This is a genomic window from Paenibacillus sp. FSL R5-0914, assembly GCF_038004525.1.
GTDB lineage: Bacteria > Bacillota > Bacilli > Paenibacillales > Paenibacillaceae > Paenibacillus_AQ.
Genome location: NZ_JBBORH010000003.1, coordinates 1,179,213 through 1,192,369, shown reverse-complemented (window position 1 = coordinate 1,192,369; position 13,157 = coordinate 1,179,213). Strand labels below are relative to the sequence as shown.

Sequence of the window (13,157 nt, the reverse complement as noted above, 5' to 3'; positions counted from 1 at the left end):
CTCCTCTCGTTAAGTAATTGATAGTTAACTGATCGTCTTAGGATGGCTCAAGCGTATACGTTTATACGCCGGCTTTATCATTTTTTTAAAATTGCTGTATGAAAAGTTACTTACCACATGGCTGAGAGAATCAAACAATCCGAAGTTTTTTGAACACAAATAAGGACTGTCCCCTAAGCCATGAAATGGCGATGTGGAACAGTCCTTATCGTTTAATGAAATTTAGCTTTGCTTCAGAAGAAGCAATTTTGCCTTAAGCTCTACAATTTTAGTTATAAGATCTCCCGCAATCAGATTCTTTTGATCGTCGGTTAGCTTGATATATCTGTCATACACCCAGTTTACTGCTGCCTCATCATTCAATACTAACAAATCTACAGCAGGAAGCTTGCCAATCTTAAAACCCACATTATTTGCTTTCTGTTGGTCGGTTAAGTTAGTCTTTCCCTGATAGTAACCCAACACCTTTAACTCCGAGTCATATAGAAGAACCATATATTCCTCTTCAAAATTCGGTTGAGTATAAAATGGTGATTCATCGTAATCAAAACTTTCATACGAATACTCAACAGCGCTATAACTTTTAGAAACCTCATTAAGATACGCTACCGTAGATGAAATATGTTCTACATTAAAATCCTTAATAGGGTCCAACATATAGAATGCTGTATTTGGGGTTGTAGTAAAGTACTTCACTTCAGGATGTTGCTGAACAAATGCACTAGCTATCGAGATGCTATTTTGAATGTATTGCGAATTGCTCGCTCCTGTAATGTTTACTCCTTCACTATATTTAGTTACCATTGACATATCAAGAGTAGTATATTTCACATTAAGATACAATTTTATTGTCTTATAGCCAATGGGTGCACCATTCTTATCAAATAAAATTATCGTCATGTAATCCTTTACATGCTCTGAGTAGATTGGAAAACTAATTAAAGGAGATACAGGGAAGCTCTCACGTTCTTTTTCCCAATCTAATGCTTCTTCAGGAACGGTAGTGAAATAATACTCTGCGTGATTAGTTTTGCTAAATATTTCGTGTGATAATCCAGTCATCTTAATTGTAATAGTAGCTGCATTCGTATATTTATATACAGCCTCCTGTACTAAAGTTATGCCGTTCACTTCGGGAACATTCACCGCAGGTGTCGGTGTTGGTGTTGGTGTTGGCGTTGGTGTGGTTGTTGGTGTTTCCCCGCCACTACCGCCTCCACCACCGCTCGAACCACCAGCAGCCGCTCCTACAGTAGGTGTAACGGTGGGAGTAGGCATAGTGATGGAATCCTTCAGAGATCCCTCTAACAGATCGGGCTTTTTCTCAAACGAAGACCCTTTAGCCCCATCGTTCACTGTTGCAGATAATAGCTGACCTTGTCCAGTTACCTTTGTGAGTGCATCCAGAATAACCTTATTCACAGTAGTACCTTGGCCTAGTTTAAGAATTGCTCCAGTCTGTACAAATATACTCTTGATTTGGGTTGCTCCTTCAGTTACAAGACGAACAACTCCGCCTTTTCTCTGAACGACTACTTGCTCTATGATAGAATTCTTGAAGTGTATAGAATCAACACCTCCACCCTTAACAAAGACTTTTCCTTTTACAGTTACATTATCTAGTGATACTTCACCTTCTCCAATGCCTTCATCCAAAAGCAAATCCCCGTATATAACAGCGTTCTGAAGGTTAACCCCATAAGTACTCACTGTTACACTCTCATAACCCGTTAGGTGAGCAGGGTCTTTGCTGCCAAAAACTCCTGACTGCGTGATATGAAATCCACCACCCATTGGTGTATTCAAGGATTCCAATATAGCTACTGCTTCAGCCCGGGTCATAGCTTGCAATGGAGCAAAATTCCCGTTAGGATATCCTTTCATTGCTCCTAGATTCACCATTCCCGCTACCTTGCTCTCACTCCATGACGCTATCTGGTCCCGATCTTTGAATTGATCCAATACGACAGGGTCTGGATCTTCCAATTTCAGCAGCATACTGATTATTACCGCAACCTCCTGGCGGGTAACAGGATCATTTGGGCGAACCTTATCGCCATAGCCCTTTATGTAGCCTTGCGTAACTGCCTTGGAGAATTCCTCATACAACCAGCCAGTTGCAGGCAAATCAGTAAATTTAACTGGGTTACTCTTTGTGATCTCGAAGAAACGATTCACAAGGGCAACAAATTCAGCTCTCGAAATGCTTTGATTGGGCCTTACTGATCCATCTTCAAATCCTTTTAACCAGCCCTTCTCTAACCAGCTTTCGATCTGCTGCTGCGCCCAGTGACCCTCATAGTCTTTAACCGAGCTATCTGCTGCTGCGGATACGGAACCCAACGAACTAAATACTAAACTGAGACCCAAGCTTACACTCACAATCCTTCTTAACTTCACACCCATCCAAACTCCCCCGTAATCCCTCAGATAATAAAATAATTGTAATTTTAAACCAATCGCATAAACATTTTTATATTACTCTATTACTACGTAATTGAAAACGTCTTTTTCTCTAAGAAATAACTACTGTGATTTTCTCAACACACAAAAAAACCCGCTCTCCATTACGGAAGCGGGCTCATAGTGCTACAGATTAAATAATATCGTTAAATACCATGAAGAATACCATCAGCAGCAATGACACGGACAGTAGCGCACTAAGCGTACGCAATTTGCCTGTTTCTGCTTTGACATCACGGTTCTCACGAATTCCAGCAGCAGCAAGACGCAAAGGCTTGCTCATAATACCACCAAGCGCAAACATTGCTAGCAACAATACAACGATAATGATCATCCATGCTACAGAATAATCACCTTTGGTCATCATGTAACCACCTGTAAGTAGTTGAATCACTAAACCGTACTGTGCAAAGCGGTTAAATCCAGTTACTGCACTTAACGTACCTTCTTTTGCTGCAGGCGACAATTTTTCAGCACGACCGATGATGAAAGGTAGTACAAGGTAAAATCCTAGTGCCAGCGTCCCGATCATATGTAAGAAAAACAAAACGTTCCAATCCATATCATATCTCCTCCAATTTAACTGTGATAATAGTTACATATAATTATACCCATAATATTAGAATAAGAAAAGCAACTTAGGTGTCCATTCTTTGAAGTTGTTGATATAAAAAAAGAGAGCGCCCTTAAGCCATTTCACAGCCTTAAGGACCCTCCCCTTTCATCTGACACAATCTACACAGATAATATTGCTGTTACGTTACGTACGGACTCTGCGGACTTATCTAAAGCCGCTTTCTCCTCAGCCGTAAGCTCCAGTTCAAAGATCTTCTCAATCCCATTCGCACCAAGAAGAGCTGGAACGCCCAGAAACAGATTGTCATAACCATATTCGCCTTCAAGCAAGGCAATAACCGGAATGATCCGTTTCTTATCCTTCAAGATCGCTTCCGTCATCTGAACTAAAGAGGCTGCAGGAGCATAATACGCACTACCATTTCCTAAAAGGTCAACGATTTCCCCGCCACCCACACGTGTACGCTTCACAATCTCCTCGATACGATCCGCAGGAATCAATGTATCGATTGGAATGCCTCCGACACTAGAATAACGAACGAGCGGTACCATATCATTGCCGTGTCCGCCTATTACGAAACCACGTACATCTTCAACGGATACGTTCAGCTCTTGCGCAATAAAAGTGCAGTAACGCGCTGTATCCAGCACGCCGGATTGTCCAATTACGCGGTTTTTCGGAAAGCCTAACGCTTCAAATGCAGCATAAGTCATCGCATCTACCGGATTACTCAAAATAATTACGATGGATTCCGGTGCTACATCTCTTACGTTCTCGCATACCGACTTTACAATCCCTGCATTGATATTCACAAGATCGTCGCGGCTCATTCCAGGTTTACGGGCAATCCCTGCAGTGATTATTACAATATCAGAATCTACAGCATCTTCATAACTTGAGGTTCCTATAATATGACTGTCGAATCTCTGCACAGGACCTGCTTCTTGCATGTCAAGCGCCTTACCCTTGGTTGGGTTTTCCATTTGTGGAATATCGAGCAGCACAACGTCTCCAAGTTCCTTTTGAGCTAACATAAGAGCTGTAGTAGCGCCGGTAAAACCGGCGCCTACCACTGTAATTTTATAACGCTTAATCGCCACAGATTCGCCTCCTAGAAATGATAAAGGTAAGGCTAATGTTATCTGGCTAATCTAACCTATAGGTGGTTAATAATTTCGTCTGCAAATGCGGAGCATTTCAGCTCAGTTGCACCTTCCATCAGACGGGCAAAGTCATAAGTCACGGTCTTATTGTTGATAGCAGTTTCCATACCTTTATAAATCAGGTCCGCTGCTTCCTGCCAGCCCAAGTGCTCCAAGAGCATTACGCCGGACAGAATAACAGAACCAGGATTCACAACGTCTTTGTCTGCATATTTAGGAGCTGTACCATGGGTAGCTTCAAAGATGGCGTGGCCAGTAATGTAGTTAATGTTCGCTCCAGGAGCGATGCCGATGCCGCCGATTTGTGCAGCCAGTGCGTCGGACAGGTAATCCCCGTTCAGGTTCAACGTAGCAATAACATCGAAATCAGTTGGACGAGTCAGAACTTGTTGCAGCGCGATATCCGCAATTGCATCCTTGATAATGATTTTGCCAGCAGCTTCAGCATCCTTCTGAGCAGCATTAGCGGCAGCCTCACCGTCACGTTCCTTAATCACATCATATTGACTCCACGTGAAGACCTTATCTCCGAACTCTTGCTCAGCTACTTCATAACCCCAGTTTTTGAAGGCACCTTCAGTGAACTTCATGATATTTCCTTTGTGAACAAGCGTTACACTCTTGCGTCCGTGTTTGATCGCATATTCAATTGCAGCGCGCACCAAGCGCTTCGAACCTTCGGAGGATACCGGTTTGATACCAATACCAGAAGTTTCAGGGAAACGGATTTTGTTAACTCCCATTTCTTTTTGCAGGAATTCGATAACTTTCTTCACTTCAGCAGAGCCTTCTTGATATTCAATTCCTGCATAGATATCCTCTGTATTCTCACGGAAAATAACCATATCCACCAGCTCAGGACGTTTAACAGGAGAAGGAACACCTTGGAAATAACGAACTGGACGCAGACATACGTACAAATCCAATTCTTGACGCAAAGCTACATTCAATGAACGAATACCGCCTCCGATTGGAGTAGTAAGTGGTCCCTTAATAGCTACAAAATATTCGCGGATTGCTTCCAACGTATCATTTGGCAACCATTCACCATATGTATTGAAAGCTTTTTCGCCAGCAAATACTTCGTACCAAGCGATTTGCTTAGTGCCACCATAAGCTTTAGTTACTGCTGCATCAAGTACGCGCTTGGAAGCTTTCCAAATATCACGGCCTGTGCCGTCACCCTCGATAAAAGGAATGATTGGATTATTCGGAACTTGTAGTTTTCCTTCTTTAATCGTGATTTGTTCGCCTTCTGTAGGTAGATCGAATTTTTCTAGTTTCAACATTTGAGTGTATTCCTCCTAAAGTTTTGTGGGATTTAAATAGCATTGACAAGCATCGAACAAAACTCTCATCATCATTAAAATCAAAAATTTAAAACACTATTGCTAGGGTTCATTCTACTAAACTTTAGGAGCAGCCCGCAAGGCTGCTCTTCTATCTTTCGTCTACTGGAACGTATTTCTGTTCAACCATACCCGTGTATTCTGCACGTGGACGAATAATGCGGTTATCTGTATATTGCTCCAGAATATGCGCAGTCCAACCTGAAGTCCGGCTAATTGCAAAAATAGGAGTGAACAGTTCACGATCTATGCCTAGCTGTGTATAAACAGAAGCCGAATAGAAATCAACATTCGGTCTTAATCCCTTTTGCCCGGTAATCAATTGTTCAATATTTACGGACATGTCGTAAAGGGTGGTGTCATTTTTCATCGTGCCAAGCTCCAGCGACATTTTCATCAAATGTTTTGCACGTGGATCACCATTCTTATATACTCGATGACCGAAGCCCATGATTTTCTCACGGTTATCCAGTTTCTTACGGATAAACGGTTCAACCGCTTCCAAACTTCCGATCTCCTCTAGCATCTTCATAACTGCTTCATTCGCCCCACCGTGAAGCGGGCCTTTGAGCGCACCAATAGCGGAGGTGACCCCAGAATAAATATCGGATAATGTCGCAACTGTAACCCGGCCAGCAAAAGTTGAAGCATTCAGCTCATGGTCCGCATGAAGAACAAGTGCGGTATCAAGTGCTTTGACAGATACGCTGTCCGGCTCTTTTCCCCACAGCATATACAGGAAGTTCTCAGCAATAGAAACGCCTTCTTTCGGAGCCACTGGTTCAAGCCCCTTGCGAATACGCGACAGTGCCGCCACAATAGTTGGGAGTTGTGCTTGCAGTTTTACCGCCTTAATCTCGTTCGCTTCTCTGCTCATATCGTCAGCCGCTTCATCATAGAGAGCAAGGCTTGATACAGCCGACCGCAATGCTGCCATGGTGTTGGCGTCTTTTGGATAGAGCTTCATTTGCTCGATTACCTGTTCAGGAATCTGTGCGAAGGCACTAAGATCCCGCTTGAGCGCTTCCAGCTCTGGCACCGTCGGCAGACTGCCGAACCATAACAAATAAGCTGTTTCTTCGAAGGTAGCATGTTCTGCAAGTTCATCAATATCATAACCGCGGTAAGTGAGTACACCATCCACAATAGAACTAATGGATGAAGTTGTTGCAACGATACCTTCCAAGCCTTTGGTAGCTGTCATAGCATATCTCTCCTTTGCCAACAAGGTATAAAAACAATCTTAGTTCCATGAAAACATTTCCAATTCAAAGCATTAAAAAATCTAATAAGTGCGTGTAAGAACATTTCCGTCAGGAATGCTGTATGACCAACATGCTTCGTATCTTTATTCATCATACTGGATTTTGTCGGTTATGTGAACAATGTGGAAGCTTTGGAGCGCATCAAATGATTTTATCAGAGAGATAGAAAAAAACTTCTAATCCTCTGATTCAATTTTTTCATTTCAGTTTAGAGATTCCGGCCCATTCTAATATTTATCCCGCATTCTAGTCTTTAAATCGATCCTATGAATATATATGAAGACGAGCTCTTATTCCCCTGTCTATGCAGGAATGAAGAAGGTGTGGTCTCGGTATGGATCGTTTGGTATTAAAAAGACTGCTGCGCGGCCTGTGGGTCGTTCTGGCAACTTCCATCCTCCTGCTCGCAATCTATTTATTACTTCCGCTGTTATACCCCCTGTTGCTCGCTTGGCTGCTCGCATATATCATGCATCCATTAGTACTTATTCTTAAAGGCTTTAAATTACCCAGCTGGCTTGCGGTATCACTTGCACTGCTATTTTATATAGGCGGAATCACACTAGTCTTAACCGCGATGATTACAAGACTCGTAAAAGAATTAATCGTCTTGCTGCAAACCTTTAATCTCCACACCGACCAATGGAAGGATCTTCTGATGTCCTTAAGCCAGAATGCAAGCATTCAGAACATCATCAACCAGATTAATCAATTCTACCGAGACAATCCTGACTATCATGCTACGATTGACAGCAATATCAGCAGAACAACGGAAACTGTAGGTTACGCAGTCACGCAAGTGGTCACGGGATTTTTTAATGTAATATTGAAACTGATCTCCGCACTTCCTAGTATGGGTACGATTCTTATCGTGGTTGTCCTTGCTGCCTTTTTCATTAGTACGAGTTGGGAGCGTCATAATGATAAACTTACAGGCTGGCTGCCGACAGTATTCCTAAAGCCTGTGTCAGATATCTGGAGAGATTTACGCAGAGCGCTCTTCGGTTATCTTCGCGCACAGGTCATCCTGATCTCCATCACAGCGATCATTGTAGTAATCGGGCTGTTGCTGCTGGGTGTGAAGTCTGCATTTGCTATCGGCTTAATGATTGGCTTTGTGGATCTATTGCCTTATCTCGGTGTGGGAATTGTGATGCTGCCTTGGGCGTTATATTCTTATATGACGGACAATTTGGCACTAGGGATAGGACTATCCATACTTTACGCTGTTATTCTTATTACCCGGCAGGTGCTTGAGCCGAAAGTGCTCGCCAGCAGCATCGGACTCGATCCCCTTGCCATGTTGATTGGCATGTTCGCCGGTCTGCAGTTGTTCGGTATGCTAGGGCTGATCATCGGACCCGTTGTCCTAGTAGTCCTTGTTGCCTTTAACCGAGCGGGCGTATTCCGAGCTTTGCACAGCTACATTGTTAGCGGCAGATTAAGATAGGAACCGATAATCATCAATTCGTAAAATAGCAAACAGAGCGGTCCCTTCAGCAATGACAGGGGGCCGCTCTGTTATTGTTGTAAAAAGTATACTAACGACGGTAAAAGGTGAAGGTGCCATTCTTCATCTTCTTCTCAATCCACTTCAGCAAAAATATACGGTACAAAGGCCGAGTTAATGGAAATACTAACGTGAAACCGACAATATCGGTTACGAAGCCCGGCAATATCAGTAGCAATCCTCCGAAAAAAATACATAAACCATCCAGCATCGTCCGACCAGGAACGCGGCCCTCCTGCATATGTGTTCTGCTGTCCTGCAGCACTTTCTTACCTTCAAATCGCATCATTAGTAGACCGATTACTGAAGTGGTCAGCATAAGCAGCAACGTTTTAAATGCTCCAAGTTGATCTGCTACGTAGATAAAACCGAATAATTCCACAGCAGGAATAATAAATAGTCCAGCCCATAACCATTTGCTTCTAATCATACTGAACCCCCTTCTTCCCGCAGCGCCTCTTTTATTGCGTGAAAGAGCTCTGGAAGGGCTCTATCCAGCCTAGCAGGCCTCCATTCCCGGTTCACCCAAACATGACTTGTCGTGCCGGTAACCAGCAGCTCCCCAGGTGGATCCATCGACCGCAACTCCCCTAGAGTAGCCAATAAATCTTCTGAATTTCCACCTTCTTCTTCCGAAAGCCTCCGCACTTGATACTCAAATACGACTCGTAACGCTGAGAAGGTAGTCATTCGCGCATACACGGAGATAAGATCATCATATCGCGCCGGACTTTTAAATTGCAAATCTGCTGAGGTGACAGGAAGTAAGACGCCTTGTTTCTCAAGTTCACGATAAGTAAAACCAACCTGACGAAACATCTCCGTACGACCAGACTCAAACCAGTTCAAATAATTCGCATGATACACGACACCCATCTGATCACTTTCCTGATAGCGAACACGCAGGGTTGACTTATACCATCGGCTGGGCAAGCCAGCTCGTTCTAATTCCATCTATAAATACTCCTTTCAGCATAGCAGCAGGGAAGCGTTAAGCCTGGGTCCCGCCTGAAGATAGCGTCGTCGATAATTTGCGCCGAGAGTTTCTGGCAACATAGAACAGCAGCATTGCTCCTGCGATAGAGCTCAACATACAAGACAGATTCATTACTTCTACCCCGCCTTGATTGAGCAAGAATCCATTCAGTAAATTACCGACAATGCCAGAAAAACCTGCAAACACCATATTAAATACACTTTGGCCAGTGGCCTGCATCTCGTTAGACGTGATCTGAGATACATATTCGACTGCAGCAATATAAAAGAACCCAAATGAAAGACCATGCAGCACTTGCACTCCGATCATTACCGATGGATAAGGAAAAGCAACCTGAATACCCCACCGCAAAACATAAATAAGAGCCCCAAGGAGCAAGGTCCGCTCACGACCCAACCTCTTAATCACCTTAGAAGCAAAAAGCATGGAAGGCACATTCGTCACCGATGCGAGAAAGAGCGCAATCCCTGCATAGCGAGTAGACCCTCCAACCGATTGAAAAGCAATTACAAAGTATGTACCAAAAGCAGCCATCGTCTGGTTCACAAGAAAGCTGCCACCCAAAAACGCAAGGAAGACCCGATTCCCCAACAGTTGTCTTACCCCCTGAGTAAACGATTGCCTCATCATATGATTCTCTTCCGCCTGCTTCGGCAATGTAAACGCAATAAGGACTGCAATCAGATTAAAAAAGAGAAAAGGTAGCCATATCGTGGATACAGAGAAGGTAGATACGTACACCCCTCCTGCATAAGCTCCCAGAGCCGCCCCAATGCTCATCATAAGCCGGATGCTACCGTAAGTGGCTCCAGCTCTATTCGCCGCCGAGATCGCGTAAGAATCGGCTATAGGAGCCTGTGTAGAGGAGAAGATCGTTGAGCACGTATACACCAGAAGAAGTACAATGAAATATTCCGAACGATAAAAGACAGCTAGTAAGGCCGGAACCGCCACACTTAGGATAAGTACTAAACGCGTCTGATTATACCGATCAGAGATAATCCCCCACATCGGCTGAATGGTGATTGCAACTAGTGTGCCTGTTGCCATTAGTATACCTATCTGTCCACTATTAAGTCCATTATGGACCAGCAGCAGCGAAAGATAAGAGCCAAATGAACCGCCGGCCAATCCTAAAAATAGATAAAAGCCGCGCAGCTTCGATAATTTTTCCATTTGTACTATGAGTCCTCCAGCTTTATATTTTTATATTTTAACAGAACACCCGTACTTCATATGTAATCATCGCATTTAATATAGCAGTACTATAAAGGCGGTGGACAAGTTGAGCATAAAATATAACTCTCTCATGGTAAATCATCCTTGTCTAACAGACAAATCTAATGCGAGCAATAGACAAAGCTCTGCTTTTGGCTGGTCATCTAAGAACTGGAGTGGCTACACTGTTACTGGTAGAAAAGGTGCCTTCAATCGCATTTCCGGTGAATGGACCGTCCCATACGTAAAACCAACCCACAAATCCACCTATTCCTCCGCATGGATTGGCATCGACGGCTTCAAGAACAGCAACCTTATTCAGACGGGAACAGGTCATGAATTCGTAAATGGGATTGCCCGTTATTACGCCTGGTGGGAAATACTACCTGACGTCGAGACCGTAATCCCTTTTCCAGTATACCCCGGAGATCATATGAAGGGTACTATCACAAAAATAAGCCACACGAAGTGGTCTATCACACTCCGGAATTTAAGCCGAAATTGGACCTTCCGAACGCTTCAGCGATATACTGGTCCGCAGACCTCCGGCGAATGGATTATGGAGGCTCCTGAGGTCGATGGTTCCATCGCAAAGCTGGCCCGCGTGGGCACTACCTGCTTCAACTGCTGTCGAATCAATGGAAAACAACCTAGGTTAACTCTTTCTAATGGAGGGATCATGGTCCAGAATAACACCACCGTTGCGGTTCCTTCCAGTCCAAGCCCTCGAGGGGACTCTTTTAGCGTCAAACGTATATACTAACAGCATAAATGGATTCAGCACAAAAAAAAGAGCTGCCTCATTTGTAGATTTTCACTACATCTGAGACAGCTCTTCTATTTTGCGTAAAATCTACGAATCAGGCAAAGCACAGTCGAGTACTACTCGATTGTGCTTACTTTTACCAAGTTAGTGGAACCGGAACGTCCAAGTGGAATTCCTGCAGTAATCACAACTAGGTCGCCAGCTTGAACCAGACCGGAATCCTTACCACCTTGGATTGCTGTTTCAAGCAATTCATCTGTGGAAGTAGCTACTTTACCGAATACTGGCGTTACGCCCCAAACGAGGGACAATTGACGCATAGTTCTTTCTTGTGTCGTAACAGCAATGATTGGTGCTTTAGGACGGTATTTGGAAACAACGCGTGCAGTATGACCTGTAACAGTCGAAGAAAGAATAGCCTTAGCGTTCAGATCCAAAGCGGAAATTGCAACGGATTGGCTGATAGCTTCTGTAACTGTAGTTTCTTGTAAAGTTTGTTGTTTTGAGAAAATTTCACGGTGGTCCAAAGCGGACTCCGCTTTCTCAGCAATACGGGACATTGTAAGAACGGATTCTACTGGATATTTACCAGCGGCAGTTTCTCCGGAAAGCATGATTGCATCTGTTCCGTCGAAAATAGCGTTTGCTACGTCACTTGCTTCAGCGCGAGTAGGACGTGGGTTACGTTGCATAGAATCCAGCATTTGTGTAGCTGTGATTACTGGTTTGCCAGCAACGTTACATTTTTGAATCATCAATTTTTGAGCCAAAGGTACATCTTCAGCTGGAATTTCAACACCAAGGTCACCACGAGCAACCATCAGGCCATCGGAAGCTTCTAAAATTTCATCAAGGTTGTCAACACCTTGTTGGTTTTCGATTTTGGAAATGATTTGAATGTGAGAAGCGTTGTTTTTCGAAAGCAGCTCACGAATTTCCTGAACGTCGCTAGCTTTGCGAACGAAGGAAGCGGCGATAAAATCGATGTCCTGTTCGATACCAAAAAGAATATCGTTGGTGTCTTTTTCCGTAATACCCGGCAAGGAGATGTTTACTCCTGGTACGTTAACGCCCTTCTTGCTCTTGATCGTACCACCGTTTACAATACGGGTCTTGATTTCAGTTCCTTGAATGTCGACAACTGTCAAACCAATCAGACCGTCATCAATAAGGATGGTGGAGCCTACTTGAACATCATTAGGAAGCTCGCTGTACGTGATGGAAATACGTTCTTGGGTGCCAAGGATTTCTTCCGTAGTTAGTGTCAGGTACTCGTCCTGAACTAGTTCAATCGGTTCTACTTCCAACTTGCCTGTGCGAATCTCCGGTCCTTTTGTATCGAGCAGGATAGCAACAGTTTTGTTCAGTTCCTTAGATGCTTGACGGATCGTTTTAATCCGAGCACCATGCTCTTCAAAATCGCCGTGGGAGAAATTCAAACGGGCCACATTCATACCAGCCAAAATCAATTTTTTGATATTCTCCAACGATTCACTCGCAGGTCCGATCGTACATACAATTTTACTTTTCCGCATTAGGTTTTCCTCCGTTTTTTCGTTCTCTCTGTCTCACTTTTTCCAACTACAAAATCTACTACAAGGCTAACTAATTAAATAGGAACTTTGTCACATGTGCCTTTAACTACGCCCTTATGAATATTACTGCAACTTAGACACAAAATCAATGTTGTAGGCTCTTTTAGATGTAATTTGAGCTCGAATTATCTGAACGCACAAAAAAAATTAAAATAATCCCGGCATTGCGTCGAGATTATTTTAATTCCAATAAAATGTATAATTTACACTTAATTCAATATGGTCCACTAAGTATGGTTATATGTCTTAAAGTG

11 protein-coding genes are annotated in these 13,157 nt (G+C 43.5%); 2 read left to right on the top strand and 9 right to left on the bottom strand.

What is annotated here, in order from left to right; translation table 11 throughout:
- Positions 1-222: 222 nt before the first annotated feature.
- The 5 genes from MKX60_RS28495 to MKX60_RS28475 form a co-directional block, all read right to left on the bottom strand.
- Entirely contained in the window at positions 223-2,406 is a 2,184-nt protein-coding gene (locus MKX60_RS28495) for an S-layer homology domain-containing protein (RefSeq protein ID WP_341061638.1), read from the bottom strand.
- A 190-nt stretch (positions 2,407-2,596) separates the two neighbouring features.
- A complete protein-coding gene (locus tag MKX60_RS28490; RefSeq protein ID WP_042125989.1) occupies positions 2,597-3,025 on the bottom strand; it encodes a hypothetical protein in 429 nt (142 codons plus the stop codon).
- Positions 3,026-3,198: 173 nt separating this feature from the next.
- Positions 3,199-4,140 (bottom strand): malate dehydrogenase, encoded by a 942-nt coding sequence (mdh, locus tag MKX60_RS28485; protein ID WP_341061637.1) that lies wholly within the window; start codon positions 4,138-4,140, stop codon positions 3,199-3,201.
- Positions 4,141-4,196: 56 nt separating this feature from the next.
- On the bottom strand, positions 4,197-5,492 hold the full coding sequence (gene icd, locus MKX60_RS28480; RefSeq protein ID WP_042125986.1) for an NADP-dependent isocitrate dehydrogenase: 1,296 nt from the start codon (positions 5,490-5,492) through the stop codon (positions 4,197-4,199).
- A 151-nt stretch (positions 5,493-5,643) separates the two neighbouring features.
- Complete coding sequence (locus MKX60_RS28475; RefSeq protein WP_042186527.1) at positions 5,644-6,756, bottom strand: citrate/2-methylcitrate synthase; 1,113 nt, start codon at positions 6,754-6,756, stop codon at positions 5,644-5,646.
- 395 nt (positions 6,757-7,151) lie between these two features.
- Between MKX60_RS28475 and ytvI the strand changes: the two genes are divergently transcribed.
- Positions 7,152-8,267 (top strand): sporulation integral membrane protein YtvI, encoded by a 1,116-nt coding sequence (gene ytvI / locus MKX60_RS28470; RefSeq protein WP_076283318.1) that lies wholly within the window; start codon positions 7,152-7,154, stop codon positions 8,265-8,267.
- A 91-nt stretch (positions 8,268-8,358) separates the two neighbouring features.
- On the opposite strand, the gene MKX60_RS28465 is transcribed toward ytvI, so the two are convergent.
- From MKX60_RS28465 to MKX60_RS28455, 3 genes are read right to left on the bottom strand one after another with little or no spacing between them, the layout of a single operon-like run.
- Complete coding sequence (locus MKX60_RS28465; RefSeq protein WP_042186523.1) at positions 8,359-8,757, bottom strand: FxsA family protein; 399 nt, start codon at positions 8,755-8,757, stop codon at positions 8,359-8,361.
- Positions 8,754-9,281, bottom strand: coding sequence for an acyl-CoA thioesterase (locus MKX60_RS28460; RefSeq protein ID WP_076283319.1), 528 nt, complete (start codon positions 9,279-9,281; stop codon positions 8,754-8,756). Before MKX60_RS28460 ends, MKX60_RS28465 begins: the two co-directional genes overlap by 4 nt.
- A gap of 37 nt (positions 9,282-9,318) precedes the next feature.
- The gene (locus tag MKX60_RS28455; RefSeq protein ID WP_076283320.1) at positions 9,319-10,500 is read right to left on the bottom strand and encodes an MFS transporter; all 1,182 of its coding nucleotides are present in this window, start codon (positions 10,498-10,500) and stop codon (positions 9,319-9,321) included.
- A gap of 109 nt (positions 10,501-10,609) precedes the next feature.
- On the opposite strand from MKX60_RS28455, the gene MKX60_RS28450 reads away from it, so the two are divergent.
- The gene (locus tag MKX60_RS28450) at positions 10,610-11,305 is read left to right on the top strand and encodes a G1 family glutamic endopeptidase (RefSeq protein ID WP_256716421.1); all 696 of its coding nucleotides are present in this window, start codon (positions 10,610-10,612) and stop codon (positions 11,303-11,305) included.
- Between the two features lie 119 nt (positions 11,306-11,424).
- Here MKX60_RS28450 and pyk read toward each other — a convergent pair whose 3' ends face one another.
- A complete protein-coding gene (gene pyk, locus MKX60_RS28445) occupies positions 11,425-12,843 on the bottom strand; it encodes a pyruvate kinase (RefSeq protein ID WP_042186514.1) in 1,419 nt (472 codons plus the stop codon).
- Between the last annotated feature and the right edge of the window lie 314 nt (positions 12,844-13,157).